Origin of the sequence: Mesorhizobium sp. M9A.F.Ca.ET.002.03.1.2 (assembly GCF_003952365.1) — a bacterium.
Taxonomy (GTDB): Bacteria; Pseudomonadota; Alphaproteobacteria; order Rhizobiales; family Rhizobiaceae; genus Mesorhizobium.
The window spans coordinates 1,806,667-1,822,216 of record NZ_CP034443.1 but is presented as its reverse complement, the minus strand read 5'-3'; the positions used below and the strand labels follow the sequence as shown (position 1 = coordinate 1,822,216).

Here is a 15,550-nt window from a genome sequence, read left to right as displayed (position 1 = left end):
ACTAGCAGATCGCCGGTCGAACGACAATGGGATATAAAGAAATCTTTATCCGTGCATGTCTTCGGAAGTCGTCAGGACTCCTCGCCGAAGCGGGACGCAACGAGCTGCTCCAGCGCATCGATGACCTGCTCGGCCTCCGGTCCGCTGGCGGTGACGCGAATCGAAAAGCCGGGGCTCGCCGCCAGCATCATGAGCCCCATGATCGAGGTGCCGCCGACCTTGACGCCGTCCTTCTCGACATGGACGGAGGCGTCGAAACCGCTGGCAACCTGAACGAACTTCGCCGAGGCGCGGGCATGCAGGCCACGCTGGTTGACGATTGGAAACTCCCGAACGATGTGATCCTTCTTGGCCGACACCGCGTTCATTTGCTGCTCAGAAGCTGGCTGGCGACGTTGATGTATTTGCGGCCGGCCGCCTGCGCCTCGTCCAGCGCTGCCGTCATGTTGTCGCCCTTGCGGACGCTGGACAGCTTGATCAGCATCGGCAGGTTCATGCCGGCAATGACCTCGGTACGACCGGATTCCATCACCGAAATGGCGAGATTGGAGGGCGTGCCGCCGAACATGTCGGTCAAAACGATGACGCCCGCCCCGGTGTCGACGCGGGCAACGGCGTCGACGATGTCGCTGCGGCGCTGCTCCATATCGTCGTCGGCGCCGATCGCGACGGTCTCGAAACTGTCTTGTGGCCCCACGACATGTTCCACGGCATGGCGAAACTCGGCGGCCAGTTGACCGTGCGTTACAAGCACGAGTCCGATCATTCTTTGGTGGCTCCCGTCATCGCCGCTTCACAGGCGCATTTCATGCTCGCCGGCCATTCCAGGCGGCGGGAGCGCTATCTTGTCGACGAGAGACGCGTTGACAAGCCCAAAATTGCGCAGGCCCAGGCCATTTTGACGCATTGCAGCAAAAAACCGGAACCGGATCATAAAAAAGGTGCAATCGACAGCCGCGCCATCACCGCCGGCAAGGCCGTGGCGGCGTTGCGCTCGGCAAGGTCGATACGCGGCACCGGACAGCCTGCCACCGGCTCGCTGATTTCCTCCTGGAAACGGGCCATGTCTGCCTTCGGCACCAGCCGGACATGCAGGTCGATCACTCCACCCGGCTCGAACGGCAGCGGGCGCGGCATGAACCCAGGCACTTCGGCGAGACCGGCGATTGTCGCCGGCACGCGACAGACCAGCCGCCCGGCGTGGGCCACGGCGAGCAGCCTGTCGTCGCCGATAAGCCGCGAAAACAGCCCGCGCGCGCGGCAATGATCCAGGAGTGTCAGCGCCAGCGTCGTCTTGCCGGCGCCGGACGGTCCGGTGATGAGGACGCCGCGCTCGCCGATCAGCAGCGCCGTGCCATGAATGTTTTCACCGCGCACAGATCAGCCTTCGGCCGGCAGCGTGACGACGAAGCGCGCGCCCTTGATCTCGCCGGGTTTGGTGCCCGGGATGTTCTCGGCGGTCAGCGTGCCGCCATGGGCTTCGACGATCTGCCGGCTAATCGACAGGCCAAGGCCTGAATTCTGGCCGAACGCCTCGCCGGCCGGCCGATCGGTGTAGAAGCGTTCGAAGATGCGGTCGATGTTATCGGCCCTTATTCCGGGACCGTTGTCGTCGACGGTGATGATGTTGACCTTGCCGGCGCGCGCCAGCGAGATAGTGATGTGGCCGCGCTCTTCGGGAACGAAGGAGCGGGCATTCTCGATCAGATTGGTGATGACCTGGCCGATCCTCAGATCATGGCCGGCAACGAAGTAGCCTTTGACGCCCTGCGGCGGTTTGGCGACCTTGAACTCGATCTCGACCGTCTTCTTGTTGCGCGTGGCCGTGCGCGAAACGGCGATCAGATCGGTGATGAATTTCTTCAGATCCACTGTTCCCGCGTCCTCCCGCGCGAGCTCGGCGTCAAGACGGGAGGCATCGGAAATGTCGGTGATGAGACGGTCCAGCCGCCTGACATCGTGCTGGATGACATCCATCAGCCGGCTGCGCGACGTGTCGTTCTTGGCCAGCGGCAGGGTCTCCACCGCGCTGCGCAGCGAGGTCAGCGGGTTCTTCAACTCGTGCGAGACGTCAGCCGCGAAACTTTCGATCGCCTCGATGCGGGCGTAGAGCGCATTGGTCATGTCGCGCACGGCAATCGACAGGTTGCCGATCTCGTCCTGCCGGTCGGAGAAGTCCGGGATTTCCTCGCGATTCTTGACGCCGCGCCGCACCCTGACCGCCGCCGCCGACAGCCGGCGCAGCGGGTTGGCTATAGTCGAGGCGAGCAGCATCGACAGGATGGCGGTGACGAGGGCGGCAATGCCGAAGACGCGCAGGATCGCCTTGCGCTCGGCCGCAACGATCTTGTCGATGTCGCCGCCTTCGGTCGACAGCATCAGCACGCCGAGGACGGCGCGGAAGCGCTGGATCGGCACGGCGACCGAAACGATCTGCTCGCCCTGTTCGGAGATCCGCACGATGGTCGACGGGCTGCCGGTAAGCGCCTTGACCACCTCTGGAAATGCAGCGCCATTGCCGCCCGGCTGTTCATGGTAGACCGGCAGCGCGGTGTTGCGGAAGAAATCGAAGACGAATTTCTGGATACGCTCCAGGAGGTCGGGCTCTTCCTCGTCGACCGGCGGCAGGTCGTAGCGAAGGATCTGGCCGCGCGAATAGAGATGGCGGGAATCGAGCAGCAGGTTGGCGTCGCGGTCATAGATGCGGGCGCGCGTCCGCGTCGGCGAAATCAACCGCCGGAGCACCGGCGCGACGCGCTCCGGATTGATCGGGAAATCCAGATTGTCGAGCTGATCGGAGCCGGGGCCCAGGCTTTCGCCGGCCTGCATTTCAAGCAGTTTTTCCGGATCGATCCTGATCGAATCGGTCTCGACCGTCGCCGACGCCGCGATCGCGCCGGCGATGATCTCACCCTGGGTCATCAGGCTCTCGACGCGAGCATCGATCAACCCGTCGCGAAACGTGTTGAGGTAGAGAATGCCGGTGACCAGGACGGCTAGGCCGGCGAGGTTGAGGAAGAGAATGCGCCGCGTCAGGCTGGAAAAGATATGGTGGCCGAGGAAGCGGCGCATCGGCACTGTGATCCTCGACAGGAATGCGGGCAGAATCCGAGACGGGCGCCGGGCGCCCGTCCGTCTCATTCGCTCTACGTCCACTGCCATCGAATAGCAGCCCCCGCTTAGGCCCTGTTTTTGTGCATGTCGTTATCCCAAAACCGCTGCACACCCTCGCGTCAAGCCCGTGGGCATGCTTTTGGGCGACATGCATCAACTCATGCTTCGCGGAACCGGTATCCGACTCCGTAAAGGGTTTCGATCATCTCGAAGTCATCATCGACGGCCTTGAACTTCTTGCGAAGCCGCTTGATGTGACTGTCGATGGTGCGGTCATCGACATAGACCTGTTCATCATAGGCCGAATCCATCAGCGCATCACGGCTTTTTACCACGCCGGGGCGCTGGGCCAGCGAATGCAGGATCAGGAACTCGGTGACGGTAAGCGTCACCGGCTCGCCCTTCCAGGTGCAGGTATGGCGCTCCTGGTCCATGACAAGCTGGCCGCGCTCGAGCGAACGGGCCTGCTGGTTGGGCGTCTTGGCCGACGCCTCGCGGGCGCTGGCACGGCGCAGCACGGCGCGCACCCGCTCGACCAGAAGACGCTGCGAGAAGGGTTTGCGGATGAAGTCGTCGGCGCCCATCTTGAGGCCGAAAAGCTCATCGATCTCGTCATCCTTGGACGTCAGGAAGATCACCGGCAGGTCGGATTTCTGGCGCATCCGGCGCAGAAGCTCCATGCCGTCCATGCGCGGCATCTTGATGTCGAGGATGGCAAGATTCGGCGGGCGGGCCGCCAGGCCTTCCAGCGCCGACGCCCCATCCGTGTAGGTTTCGACGCGGTATCCCTCCGATTCGAGGGCGATCGACACCGAAGTCAGAATGTTGCGATCGTCATCGACAAGCGCGATAGTTGCCATTTCAAGCGGCTCCCTCATTGAGCTGTCCCTTCTTTGGTCGAGAAGGGGCTTTTGCAGGACAAATTAGGTACAAAATGTGGCACAGGCTCCGTCCGCTATCTTGAGCGGCACGCCGATGGCCACAATCTCACCTCGACATGGATTGGACTGATAAAGACCGCCAATCCTTTGGGCAACCGTCTGACTTTTTGCATATATAAACGATTTAAACAACTTTCAAAATATTTAAATCGATTAATGATTTGATATCATTTGGTTTTTCTGGTTCTGACCCATATAGTCTCCTTCATGGGGGCTCCGGAAGTTCGCCGGCCAGGATGCTGCAAAACGAAGAAGGAACCCTCATGTCGGAAGCCGGCAAACGCAATCCCGCATGGGCGATCGATCGAATCGGCCTGAAGACCACGGGCGCGGTGCGCTATAATTTCGGCGCAGCCCCTCTTTACGAAGAAGCGATCCGCCGCGGCGAGGCCCGACTCACCGCGCATGGCGCGCTCGTCGCCGAGACCGGACAGCACACCGGCCGCTCGCCCAAGGACAAATTCGTCGTGCGCGACGAGACCACCGGGCCGCATGTGTGGTGGGACAACAACAAGGCGATTTCGCCGGCCCAGTTCGACACGCTGCTCGCCGATTTTCGCGCCCATGCGGCGGACAAGGATCTCTATGTGCAGGATCTGGTCGGCGGTGCCGACAAGGACTTGAAGCTGACGACCAGGGTCGTCACGGAGCTTGCCTGGCACTCCTTGTTCATCCGCAATCTGCTCATTCGTCCGGAGACCGCCGAGCTCGAGCATTTCGTGCCCGACATGACGATCATCGACCTGCCGTCGTTCCGCGCCGATCCCGCCCGCCACGGCACCCGCACCGAAACGGTGATCGCCGTCGACCTCTCGCGCATGATCGTGCTGATCGGTGGCACGTCCTATGCCGGCGAAATGAAGAAGTCGGTGTTCACGGTGCTCAACTACCTGTTGCCGGCGAAGGGCGTGATGCCGATGCATTGCTCGGCCAATGAAGGCGCTGGCGGAGACGCAGCCATCTTCTTCGGCCTCTCGGGGACCGGCAAGACGACGCTGTCGGCCGATCCGTCACGCACGCTGATCGGCGACGACGAGCACGGCTGGGGTCCGCACGGCATCTTCAATTTCGAAGGCGGCTGCTATGCCAAGACGATAAAGCTTTCGGCCGAAGCCGAGCCGGAGATCTTCGCCACCACCCGGCGCTTCGGCACGGTGCTGGAGAATGTGGTGCTCGACGCGGCCCGTGTGCCGGATTTCGACGACGGCAGCCTCACCGAAAACACGCGATGCGCCTACCCCCTCGACTTCATCCCCAACGCCAGCAAGACGGGCCGCGCGGGCCATCCGAAGAACATCATCATGCTGACGGCCGATGCATTCGGCGTGATGCCGCCGATCGCGCGGCTGTCCCCGGCGCAGGCGATGTATCATTTCCTCTCCGGTTACACCGCCAAGGTGGCAGGGACCGAAAAGGGCGTCACCGACCCCGAAGCGACGTTTTCGACCTGTTTCGGCGCACCGTTCATGCCGCGCCATCCTTCGGAATACGGCAATCTGCTGCGCGAGCTGATCGCCCATCACGGCGTCGATTGCTGGCTGGTCAACACCGGCTGGACCGGCGGCGCCTACGGCACCGGCAAGCGGATGCCGATCAAGGCGACGCGGGCGCTGCTTGCCGCGGCGCTCGACGGCTCGCTGAAAGGGGCCGATTTCCGGACCGACGCCAATTTTGGTTTCGATGTGCCGGTGGCGGTTGCGGGCGTCGACCGCGCCATTCTCGATCCGAGATCGACATGGGCCGACACATCAGCCTATGACCTGCAGGCGGCGAGGCTGGTCGGCATGTTCGCCGTCAACTTCGAGAAATTCGAACCTCATGTCGACGCCATTGTGCTTGGCGCCGCGCCGCGCATGCGCGAAGCAGCGGAATAATCGCCGGCTGGATATGCTGCACTTCGAGGCCCGGACCGGGATCGGGAAGGCCGACCCGGGGATCGGGAAGGCCCGACCCGGGTGAACGGGCCTTTTCTTTTTTCATCCGCCGCGCCATGACTGCGGCATGAACGCCGACGACAAGATCATCATTGCCGACGATGCGGTGATCCATCCGGATGACCTGCACGAGGACTTCATCCGCTCGTCCGGCCCCGGCGGCCAGAACGTCAACAAGGTGGCGACGGCGGTGCAATTGCGCTTCGATGCAGCCAATGCAGCGGGCCTGTCGGAGCGCGTTCGCGAGCGAACCATAAAGCTAGCCGGCCAGCGCGCCACCAAGGACGGCATCATCGTCATCGAGGCCGGACGCTTCCGCACGCAGGAGCAGAACCGGGCGGACGCCCGGGCGCGGCTTGCGGAACTGGTCGCCAAGGCCGCCGAACCGCCGCCGCCGCCGCGCAAGAAGACGAGGCCGTCGAAAGGCGCGGTCGAAAGGCGGCTGAAGACCAAGGCCGGGCGCGGCACCATCAAGAAACTGCGGGGCCGGGTGAACGACGATTAGGTCGTCAACTCACGACGAAGCGGCTTCCAATTCAGGGTTGCAGGTGGCAAGTTCGGTATTCGCCACAGCAAGGAGACCGCACATGGGCATGTTTGATTTCGTCAAGGGCGTCGGCAAGAAGCTCGGCTTCGGCGACGATGAGCCGGAGCCGACCGCCGATACGCTCAAGAAGGAGCTCGATTCGCACGCGCTCGGCACCGACAATGTGGAAGTCGTCGTCAAGGGCGATACGGCTGTCTTGAAAGGCGTGGTCAAGGATCAATCGATCTTCGAAAAAGCGGTCATCGCCGTCGGCAATACGCTCGGCGTGTCCAAGGTGCAGGCGGACGAATTGCAGGTCGCCGCGCCTGAGTCCGGCACGCCGGCAACCGCGGCTAAGCAACCGACCTTTTATACGGTCCAGAAAGGCGACAACCTCTGGAAGATCGCCGAAAAGAGCTATGGCAAGGGCAAGGGCGCGAAGAACTCGATCATCTTCGAAGCCAACAAGCCGATGCTGACCCACCCGGACAAGATCTATCCGGGGCAGGTCCTGCGCATACCGGATCTCGATCAAGCCTGAACCAGATCGGGGACGGTCAATCGCCAGCGGCGGCTTTCGGGTCGCCGTTTTCATTTGATGGTGGCATTCTTTGCCAGATGAGAATGAAGCGACCAATCTGATGCTCGTTCTGCCCAAAGGCGTTCGCCACATGCCCTTCTATCTGTCGCGCGCCGTGCAGGAAGCGCTGGTTGAGGATGTGAGCCGGGTCGTGCGGGAGGCTCCCCTGTTCGTGCCGGCCATGCCGCGCACCGGCAAGGAGATGAGCGTGCGCATGACCAATTGCGGCTCGCTTGGCTGGGTCACCGACAAGGAGCGCGGCTATCGCTACCAGCCGACGCACCCGGTGACCGGAATGCCATGGCCGCCGATCCCCGACGTGCTGCTGGAGCTGTGGCGGGACGTGTCCGCCTATCAGCATCCGCCGGAGGCCTGCCTGGTCAATTTCTACGCGCCGGACGCGAAGATGGGCCTTCATCAAGACCGCGACGAGATCGACTTCTCCGCGCCGGTCGTCTCCGTTTCACTGGGCGACGATTGCCTGTTCAGGGTCGGCCAGAGCACGCGCGAAGGGGCGACCCGGTCGTTCAGGCTGAAAAGCGGCGACGTCGTCGTGCTCGGTGGCGAAGGCCGCCTCTGTTTCCACGGCGTCGACCGAATCTATCCGTCGACCTCGGCATTGCTGAAAAACGGCGGACGGATCAACCTGACGCTGCGGCGGGTGACGTATCCTGGCTAGATGTGAGCGGCTAAGATCGAATCGCCGCTCTATCTCGTCACAGCTTCCTGAGCGCCACTTCCTCGACCAGATGATTGGCGCCCTTGCGCAGGATGAGATCGGCCCGCGCCCGCGTCGGCAGGATGTTCTCGCGCAAATTCTTCAGGTTGATGTTGGCCCACAGGCCTTCGGCGATGGCGCGGGCCGCTTCTTGCGAAAGTTGCGAATAGCGGTGGAAGAAGGAATCCGGATCGCGGAAGGCGGTCTCGCGCAGCCGCATGAAGCGGGCAATGTACCAGTGATGGATCAGCTCCTCTTCGGCATCGATATAGATCGCGAAATCGAAGAAATCCGACAGGAAAGGCACGATCTTGCCGTCCTTCGGCAGCTTGCCCGGCTGAAGGACGTTGATGCCTTCGAAGATCAATATGTCCGGCCGGTCGATGGTCTGGAACTCGCCGGGAACGACGTCGTAGGTCAGGTGCGAATAGACCGGCGCGCGGACATTGCGCTGCGCCGACTTGATGCCCGACAGGAAACGCAGCAATGCGCCGACATCGTAGCTGTCGGGAAAGCCCTTGCGCTCCATCAGATTGTTGCGGCGCAGGATTTCGTTGGGAAGCAGGAAGCCGTCGGTGGTGATCAGATCGACCTTGGGGCTCGACGGCCAGCGCGCCAGCAATTCCTTGAGCACGCGCGCCGTGGTCGATTTGCCGACCGCGACAGAGCCGGCAATGCCGATGATGAAGGGTGTCTTGACGATATCCTGTGCGTTGAAGAAGGCCTGGCGCTGTCTGAACAGAAGTTGGCTCGCCTCGACATGGGCCGACAAAAGCCGCGACAGCGAAAGATAGATGCGCTTGACCTCTTCGAGGTCGACCGGGTCGTTGAGCGAGCGCAGGCGGTTGATTTCATCTTCGCTGAGCGTCAGCGGCGTGTCGGCGCGGAACTGCGACCATTGCTCGGCCGAAAAGAATCGATAAGGCGAATATTTCTCGGTGGGGGCGAGCTGGTCCATCGAGTTTCCTGCCCTCCGCAGCGATCAGCCCCGGTCCTGCCGAGACGCCTTTTCGGCGATGCCCGAACGCCCGGTGCGGGTTTCGAGCTCCTTGAGCACGTCGCTTAGCGGAACACCTGCGACACCGAGAACGACGAGCCAATGATATATAAGATCGGCGCTTTCCGAAACGAGGGCTTGTCGGTCACCCGCGACGGCCGCGATCACTGTTTCGACCGCCTCTTCGCCGAGCTTCTGCGCCGCCTTGTCCATGCCGCGCGCGAACAGCTTTGCCGTCCACGAATCCGGATCGCCAGAATGCGCACGCTCCCTGATGATTGTCTCCAGATCGGAGAGCGACAACTCAGCCATGGCGCCATCTATCTGCTTGTTTAAGCATGATCTTTTCCGAGAACCGGTTTCCACTTTTCGCTGACGCGGACCTTCGGTTCGGGATCATGCTTTAAGGCCGATCAACCGATGAGTCCAGTCGCATTGGCAGGCCGGCGCGGGCCATATATGCCTTGGCTTCGGCAATGCTGTACGTGCCGAAATGAAAGATCGATGCCGCCAGCACCGCGCCCGCATGGCCGTCGCGAATGCCCTCGACCATGTGCTCGAGCGTGCCGACGCCGCCGGAGGCGATGACCGGCGCACGCACGGCGGCGGCTACAGCACGGGTCAGCGCAATATCGTAGCCGGCCTTGGTGCCGTCGCGATCCATCGACGTCAGCAGGATTTCGCCGGCGCCGCGATCGACCATCCGCCGAGCGAACTCGACAGCGTCTATGCCGGTCTTCTCGCGGCCGCCATGGGTGAAAATTTCCCAGCGGTCGGCCTCGCCTTCGCCCGACACTTTCTTGGCGTCGATGGCGACGACGATGCACTGGTTGCCGAACTTGTCGGCCGCCTCGGCGACGAAATCGGGATTCTTCACCGCCGCCGTGTTGATCGACACCTTGTCGGCGCCGGCCAAAAGCAGCTTTCTTATGTCGGCGACCTGGCGCACGCCGCCGCCGACGGTCAGCGGCATGAAGCATTGTTCGGCGGTGCGGGCGACGATGTCGAAGATGGTCTCGCGATTTTCGGACGAAGCGGTGATGTCGAGAAAGCAAAGCTCGTCGGCGCCGGCGCCGTCATAGGCCTTTGCCGCCTCGACCGGATCGCCGGCATCGACAAGGTCGACGAAGTTGACGCCCTTGACGACGCGGCCGTTCTTGACGTCGAGACAGGGGATGACGCGGGCTTTCAGCATCAGGTTCTCTCGATCGCTGCAAGAAAATCGCCAAGCAATTGCCCGACGACAGGCGGAACCTCGCCCTTGGCGTCAAATGCCGGGTCGTAGGCGGACAGGGTGACGCCGGCAATCGGGATCGACCTGGCCAGCCCGCAAACCAGTTGCCGCAGCTGATCCGGGTTTGGACCGCCTGATTTCGTATAACGATTCACCTGCAGCACGTCCGGATCGAGAACGTCGAGGTCCAGATGCAGATGCGCGCGAACCGCGCCGGCCGCCTTCAGCTTTCCGACAGCGTCCAGCGCATCGGCACATCGGGTGCGAATAATCGGCAATGTGTCCAGCAGGCGCTTTTCGTCGGGATCGAGATCGCGCGCATCGACCAGCATGCATCGCGACGGGTCTATCGCCTGGAAGCCGGGGATCGCCGACGTCATCGGGCGCCAGCAGAGCCCTAGCGTCGTCGCCAGCGCCATGCCATCGAGGAAGCCATAGGCGGATGTCTCGGGCGTGTTGAGATCGCCATGCTGATCGATCCAGATGATCGAATCCGCGGCATCGCCAGCCACCGCACCGGCGGCGGTCAGGCAATTTCCGGTGAGCACGATGGGAAAACGTTCATCGTCGCGGGCCAGATCGACCTTCGCCGCGACTGCCCGGCAAACGGCGAAGCCTGTCGCGATTTCGCGTTTCTGGGCATCGCCGACCTCGCCGATGTCCTCGACGACGACATCGTGGCCACGCAAGGTGAGTTCATCGACAAGGCCGCCGGCGATGATGGCGTCGGGGCCCTGGCCAAAGCCGGCATGGTAAAGGCCGCTGTCATAGGGCGCCAGGATGATCGAGAGTTTCATCGCGCCCTCGCCTTCTCCGATCCCGCCGCCAGTATCGCCAGCGCCTCGGCCGGATCGATACGCCCATCGTAAAGCGCGCGGCCGGAGATGGCGCCTTCGAGTTTTCGCGCGTCGGGCATGGTCATGCGTACGATGTCGGCGATCGAGGCCAGACCTCCAGAGGCGATGACCGGGATCGACACCGCCTCGGCGAGATCGATGGTGGCGTCCCAGTTGATGCCGGTCAACACGCCGTCACGGTCGATGTCGGTGTAGATGATGGCGGCGACGCCGGCGCCCTCGAACTTCTTCGCCAGTTCGATGACGCCGAGGCTTGAGGCCTCGGCCCAGCCCTCGACCGCCACCTTGCCGCCCTTGGCGTCGATGCCGACGGCGATCCTGCCCGGGAACGCCTTGCACGCCTGCCTGACCAGATCGGGATCGCGCACGGCCACGGTGCCGAGAATGACGCGGGCCAACCCACGGTCGAGCCAGTCCTCGATCTGCGCCAGCGTGCGGATGCCACCGCCAAGCTGCACCGGGTTCGTCGTCGCCTTGAGGATGGCGCCGACCGCCGCGCTGTTGACGCTCTGGCCCTTGAACGCACCGTTGAGGTCGACGACATGCAGCCACTCGAAGCCCTGTTCTTCGAAGGCTTTGGCCTGTGCGGCCGGATCCTCGTTGTAGATCGTCGCGGTCGCCATGTCGCCGTGCTTCAGGCGCACGCACTTGCCGTCCTTGAGGTCGATGGCCGGGAACAGGATCACCGTTCAGGCGCCTTCGACAATGACGAAGTGGCCGGTCGAGGCGGCAAGCCTGTACTTCAAGGCCGCCCGGTATTCAGGCGACTCGTAGCATTCTATCGCCTTGTCGTAGGATTCGAACTCCACCAGGACATGGCGGTTGCCTGTCGGCCCTTCCGGGTTCGCGTAGCGACCAGCCCGCACGGGAAATTTCGCCCCGTATTTCGCAAAAGCCACCGCGTTCGCCTCGATATATTGCTTGTAGATTTCGGGGTCGCGGACATCGACCATCGCCATCCAGTAACCCTTCTTGTTCATGATTTTGTCCTTTTGAAACCTCAAGGCTTCCAGCGCAGGAAATTGGTGATCAGCGCAAGGCCAAGCGCCTGGCTCTTCTCGGGGTGGAACTGCGTGCCGGCGAGATTGTCGCGGGCGACCGCCGCCGTCACCGGGCCACCATAGTCGGCAATCGCCAGCACCTCATCCGGCTTTCGCGCGTCGAGATGGTAGGAGTGGACGAAATAGGCGTGCAACCCCTTGGCACCGGTCGGAATGCCGGAAAACAGCGGGTGCTTGCGCGTCAGTTCGATCGTGTTCCAGCCGATCTGCGGGATCTTCAGCGCCGGATCGGCCGGCGTGATCTCCTTGACGTCACCGGCGATCCAGCCAAAGCCTTTTGTAACCGTCTTTTCCAGACCGCGCTCCGACATCAGCTGCATGCCGACGCAGATGCCGAGGAACGGCCGCCCCTTGGCGATGGCGACCTCTTCCACCGCGTCCCACATGCCCTCGACGGCGCGCAGCCCGGCCGCGCAATCGGCGTAGGCGCCGACGCCGGGCAGGACGATGCGATCTGCGGTCCTGACACGCTCGGCATCGGCGGTCAGGTCGATGGCGGCGGCGATGCCGGCTTCATGCGCGGCGCGCTCGAAGGCCTTGGTGGCCGAGCGCAGATTGCCCGAGCCGTAGTCGATGATCGCGACCCGCATGTCAGGGTCTTCCCGGAATGTGGGTCAGCCCCAGTACCATGCCCGTCTGCGACGGCCGGGCAAGGGCTGCGTCCGGAACGATGCGTTGCGCGGGCGCTTGCTCATCCGAATGCGCTTCGGCTTCCAGCACATAGCGCGTATCGGCATCGTCGATCCTGTCGGCTTCGACGACGCCCCATTCATGCCAGCCACGGCGGCGCAGCGCGGCAATCCGCAAGGCCTGCCCTTCCAGCCCGACATAGAGCGATACCAGCAGCGACAAAAGCGAGCCGGCCAGCCCAAGGCTCAATCTTTCGGCGAGCACCGAAAGAACCGCCATGGCGACAAAGGCCAGTGCTGCCTCGATCCACAACCGGTGCCAGAGCAGCCACAGCGGCGGCACGAGGAAGCCGAGCCAGGAAAACCCATCACGGACAAAGGTGGTTGTATCAGGCTTTTCGCCGCGGCCTGGCGGTTCCATCACGACATAGATGGCCATGGCCTATCCCTTCAGAGATCCCTTGGTGGAAGGAACCGCGTCCGGCTGGCGCGGGTCGCTTTCAAGCGCGAAGCGCAGCGCACGGGCCACGGCTTTGAAACAGGTCTCGGCGATGTGGTGATTGTTGGCGCCGTAGTGGTTGGTGACATGCAATGTGATGCCGGCATTCTGCGCCAGGGCCTGGAAGAATTCGCGCACCAGTTCGGTGTCGAACGTGCCGATCTTCGGCGATGAGAACGCAACGTTCCATATGAGGAAAGGGCGCCCGGAAACGTCGATCGCCGCGCGCGTCAGCGTCTCGTCCATGGCGAGATCGATCGAGGCATAGCGCATGATGCCGCGCCGCTCGCCCAGCGCCTTGGCCAGCGCCTGGCCGAGCGCGATGCCGGTGTCCTCGACGGTGTGGTGGTCGTCTATGTGCAGATCGCCCTTGGCCTTGACCGTCATGTCGATCAGCGAATGACGCGAAAGCTGGTCCAGCATATGGTCGAAGAAGCCGACGCCCGTGGCAATATCGGATTTTCCCGAGCCGTCGACGTGGACCGACACGGAGATATCGGTTTCCCTGGTCTTGCGGCTTATCTCGGCGGAACGGGGCGGCATGACCTCATCCTTGTCCAGAGTTCAGTCCAAGCTTCACTTGCTTGAAAACGAGAGCCTTCTAGCAGCATGATCCGGCGATTGCCAGTTGCCATGGCAAGCGGTATCGGGACGGTCGGATGACCGGTTTGCAATCATCGGGCCTATGCATACATATGGCCGATCAAGTCCACTCGTAACGCGCCGATCGCCTTTCGGGATCGGCGCTGATCGGAGCAGAAAATGTCTGATGAACTGACCATGCACGCCACGACCATCGTGACGGTGCGCAAGGGCAGCAAGGTGGTGATCGCCGGCGACGGCCAGGTCAGTCTCGGCCAGACCATCATGAAGGGCAACGCCAGGAAGGTGCGCCGCATCGGCAAGGGCGGCAGCGTCATCGCCGGTTTCGCCGGCGCCACCGCCGATGCCTTTACCCTTCTGGAGCGGCTGGAAGCCAAGCTCGAACAATATCCGGATCAACTGACGCGGGCCTGTGTCGAGCTCGCCAAGGACTGGCGCACCGACCGCTATCTGCGCCGGCTGGAAGCGATGATGCTGGTCGCCGACAAGTCGGTCTCGCTGGCGCTGACCGGCACCGGCGACGTGCTCGAACCCGAATATGGCGTCATGGCGATCGGTTCGGGCGGCAACTACGCGCTGGCCGCGGCGCGCGCGCTGATGGACAGCGAAAAGGATGCCGAGGAGATCGCCCGCAAGGCGATGCAGATCGCGTCCGAAATCTGCGTCTACACCAACAGCAACTTCGTCATCGAAACGCTCGATGCCGGCTGAGCGGGCCGCGCTATACGATTTTCGGCCGGTGACCGAAAGAGACCTGCCGATGATCGCGGCATGGCTGGCCGAGCCGCATGTCGCGCAGTGGTGGGACGATCCCGAGACGGAGATCGCCCAGATCCGCGAGCATATCGACAGCATTTCCGTCGAACCGCTGATCATCGAACTCGACGGCGAGCCGATCGGCTACATGCAGAGCTACGACCCGCATCTGGAGGACGGCCATCCATATAGCGACCAGCCGTTCGGCACGCTCGGCATCGATCTGTCGATCGGCAAGCCTGAGCTTGTCGGGCGCGGCCACGGCTCGGCAATTGTCCGGCAGTTCGTGGAACAGCTGTTCGAGGAAGGCGCGCCGCGCGTCATCATCGATCCGGATCCATCCAACGGACGAGCCATACGCGCCTATGAAAAAGCTGGTTTCCGGGCTATCGGTCGCAGGCAGTCGGAATATGGCGACGCCGTGCTGATGGCGATCGATTTCGATGAGGGCGATTTCGATGAGGGCGATGCCAAAGAGGGCGACGCCGAAGAGGGGCAGTAATGAGCACAAGCGGCGCCGACAAACCCGTCTCGGCCTATGAAGACAGCTGGCGGATGGGGCTTCTGCTCGTCCTGGGCCTGGTCATCTTCCAGGCTGGAGCCCTCTACGGCATGGGTCGGACGCCGATCTGCACATGCGGCTATGTCAAGCTATGGCACGGCATCGTGCAGAGCTCGGAAAATTCCCAGCACATTTCCGACTGGTACACGTTCTCGCACATCATCCACGGCTTCCTGTTCTATGCGCTGGCGTGGTTTCTGTTCCCACGCTCGCCGATCGGGCTCAGGCTGGCATTCGCAGTCGTCATAGAGGGCGGCTGGGAGCTTCTCGAGAACAGCCCTTTGATCATCGAGCGCTATCGCGCCGGCACAATTTCCCTGGATTACTATGGCGACAGCATCATCAATTCGGTGGCGGACACGCTGGCGATGGTGCTGGGATTTGTGATGGCGCGGAGGCTTCCTATATGGGTGATCGTTACCCTCGCCCTCATCTTCGAATTCGGTGTCGGCACCATCATCAGGGACAATCTGACACTCAACGTGATCATGCTGCTGCATCCGTTCGAGTCCATCCGGCAGTGGCAAAGTGGAATTTAG

General features: G+C 62.6%; 21 protein-coding genes. 7 read left to right on the top strand and 14 right to left on the bottom strand.

What is annotated here, in order from left to right; translation table 11 throughout:
• Window positions 1–71: 71 nt before the first annotated feature.
• The 5 genes from EJ066_RS09170 to EJ066_RS09145 form a co-directional block, all read right to left on the bottom strand.
• Window positions 72–368 carry an HPr family phosphocarrier protein gene (locus tag EJ066_RS09170; RefSeq protein WP_126036936.1) on the bottom strand — a complete coding sequence of 99 codons (297 nt, stop codon included), beginning with the start codon at window positions 366–368 and terminating at the stop codon, window positions 72–74.
• Window positions 365–766, bottom strand: a complete 402-nt coding sequence (locus tag EJ066_RS09165; protein WP_126036935.1) for a PTS sugar transporter subunit IIA — start codon at window positions 764–766, stop codon at window positions 365–367. The genes EJ066_RS09170 and EJ066_RS09165 overlap by 4 nt, the downstream gene beginning before the upstream one ends.
• A gap of 164 nt (window positions 767–930) precedes the next feature.
• A complete protein-coding gene (locus tag EJ066_RS09155; protein WP_126036933.1) occupies window positions 931–1,377 on the bottom strand; it encodes an HPr kinase/phosphorylase in 447 nt (148 codons plus the stop codon).
• 3 nt (window positions 1,378–1,380) lie between these two features.
• Window positions 1,381–3,072, bottom strand: a complete 1,692-nt coding sequence (locus tag EJ066_RS09150; RefSeq protein ID WP_245455106.1) for a sensor histidine kinase — start codon at window positions 3,070–3,072, stop codon at window positions 1,381–1,383.
• A gap of 200 nt (window positions 3,073–3,272) precedes the next feature.
• The gene (locus EJ066_RS09145) at window positions 3,273–3,974 is read right to left on the bottom strand and encodes a response regulator transcription factor (protein ID WP_023796909.1); all 702 of its coding nucleotides are present in this window, start codon (window positions 3,972–3,974) and stop codon (window positions 3,273–3,275) included.
• 344 nt (window positions 3,975–4,318) lie between these two features.
• Here EJ066_RS09145 and EJ066_RS09140 point away from each other — a divergent pair, with 344 nt between their 5' ends.
• The 4 genes from EJ066_RS09140 to EJ066_RS09125 all read left to right on the top strand — a co-directional run bounded on the left by EJ066_RS09140 (window position 4,319) and on the right by EJ066_RS09125 (window position 7,774).
• Complete coding sequence (locus EJ066_RS09140) at window positions 4,319–5,929, top strand: phosphoenolpyruvate carboxykinase (RefSeq protein WP_126036931.1); 1,611 nt, start codon at window positions 4,319–4,321, stop codon at window positions 5,927–5,929.
• A gap of 127 nt (window positions 5,930–6,056) precedes the next feature.
• Complete coding sequence (gene arfB / locus EJ066_RS09135; protein ID WP_126036929.1) at window positions 6,057–6,494, top strand: alternative ribosome rescue aminoacyl-tRNA hydrolase ArfB; 438 nt, start codon at window positions 6,057–6,059, stop codon at window positions 6,492–6,494.
• 82 nt (window positions 6,495–6,576) lie between these two features.
• Window positions 6,577–7,056 carry a peptidoglycan-binding protein LysM gene (lysM, locus tag EJ066_RS09130; protein ID WP_126036927.1) on the top strand — a complete coding sequence of 160 codons (480 nt, stop codon included), beginning with the start codon at window positions 6,577–6,579 and terminating at the stop codon, window positions 7,054–7,056.
• Between the two features lie 100 nt (window positions 7,057–7,156).
• Entirely contained in the window at window positions 7,157–7,774 is a 618-nt protein-coding gene (locus EJ066_RS09125) for an alpha-ketoglutarate-dependent dioxygenase AlkB (protein ID WP_126043800.1), read from the top strand.
• 37 nt (window positions 7,775–7,811) lie between these two features.
• Here EJ066_RS09125 and coaA read toward each other — a convergent pair whose 3' ends face one another.
• The 9 genes from coaA to hisB form a co-directional block, all read right to left on the bottom strand.
• Window positions 7,812–8,771: a type I pantothenate kinase gene (gene coaA / locus EJ066_RS09120; protein ID WP_126036925.1), complete on the bottom strand. Its 960-nt coding sequence runs from the start codon at window positions 8,769–8,771 to the stop codon at window positions 7,812–7,814.
• A 24-nt stretch (window positions 8,772–8,795) separates the two neighbouring features.
• Window positions 8,796–9,122 carry a phosphoribosyl-ATP diphosphatase gene (locus EJ066_RS09115; protein WP_126036923.1) on the bottom strand — a complete coding sequence of 109 codons (327 nt, stop codon included), beginning with the start codon at window positions 9,120–9,122 and terminating at the stop codon, window positions 8,796–8,798.
• Between the two features lie 91 nt (window positions 9,123–9,213).
• On the bottom strand, window positions 9,214–10,005 hold the full coding sequence (gene hisF / locus EJ066_RS09110) for an imidazole glycerol phosphate synthase subunit HisF (protein ID WP_126036921.1): 792 nt from the start codon (window positions 10,003–10,005) through the stop codon (window positions 9,214–9,216).
• The gene (locus EJ066_RS09105; protein ID WP_126036919.1) at window positions 10,005–10,841 is read right to left on the bottom strand and encodes an arginase family protein; all 837 of its coding nucleotides are present in this window, start codon (window positions 10,839–10,841) and stop codon (window positions 10,005–10,007) included. Before EJ066_RS09105 ends, hisF begins: the two co-directional genes overlap by 1 nt.
• On the bottom strand, window positions 10,838–11,587 hold the full coding sequence (hisA, locus tag EJ066_RS09100) for a 1-(5-phosphoribosyl)-5-[(5-phosphoribosylamino)methylideneamino]imidazole-4-carboxamide isomerase (RefSeq protein ID WP_126036918.1): 750 nt from the start codon (window positions 11,585–11,587) through the stop codon (window positions 10,838–10,840). The genes EJ066_RS09105 and hisA overlap by 4 nt, the downstream gene beginning before the upstream one ends.
• Before the next feature lie 3 nt (window positions 11,588–11,590).
• On the bottom strand, window positions 11,591–11,881 hold the full coding sequence (locus tag EJ066_RS09095; protein WP_126036916.1) for a DUF1330 domain-containing protein: 291 nt from the start codon (window positions 11,879–11,881) through the stop codon (window positions 11,591–11,593).
• Window positions 11,882–11,901: 20 nt separating this feature from the next.
• Window positions 11,902–12,552, bottom strand: a complete 651-nt coding sequence (hisH, locus tag EJ066_RS09090; protein ID WP_126036914.1) for an imidazole glycerol phosphate synthase subunit HisH — start codon at window positions 12,550–12,552, stop codon at window positions 11,902–11,904.
• Between the two features lies 1 nt (window position 12,553).
• Window positions 12,554–13,030, bottom strand: a complete 477-nt coding sequence (locus EJ066_RS09085) for a DUF2628 domain-containing protein (RefSeq protein ID WP_126036912.1) — start codon at window positions 13,028–13,030, stop codon at window positions 12,554–12,556.
• Window positions 13,031–13,033: 3 nt separating this feature from the next.
• Window positions 13,034–13,633 (bottom strand): imidazoleglycerol-phosphate dehydratase HisB, encoded by a 600-nt coding sequence (gene hisB, locus EJ066_RS09080; protein WP_126036910.1) that lies wholly within the window; start codon window positions 13,631–13,633, stop codon window positions 13,034–13,036.
• A 219-nt stretch (window positions 13,634–13,852) separates the two neighbouring features.
• Here hisB and hslV point away from each other — a divergent pair, with 219 nt between their 5' ends.
• The 3 genes from hslV to EJ066_RS09065 are packed head-to-tail and all read left to right on the top strand — an operon-like array spanning window position 13,853 to window position 15,550.
• Window positions 13,853–14,404, top strand: a complete 552-nt coding sequence (hslV, locus tag EJ066_RS09075) for an ATP-dependent protease subunit HslV (RefSeq protein WP_126036908.1) — start codon at window positions 13,853–13,855, stop codon at window positions 14,402–14,404.
• Window positions 14,394–14,951 (top strand): GNAT family N-acetyltransferase, encoded by a 558-nt coding sequence (locus EJ066_RS09070; RefSeq protein ID WP_126036906.1) that lies wholly within the window; start codon window positions 14,394–14,396, stop codon window positions 14,949–14,951. Before hslV ends, EJ066_RS09070 begins: the two co-directional genes overlap by 11 nt.
• Complete coding sequence (locus tag EJ066_RS09065) at window positions 14,951–15,550, top strand: DUF2585 domain-containing protein (RefSeq protein WP_126036904.1); 600 nt, start codon at window positions 14,951–14,953, stop codon at window positions 15,548–15,550. The genes EJ066_RS09070 and EJ066_RS09065 overlap by 1 nt, the downstream gene beginning before the upstream one ends.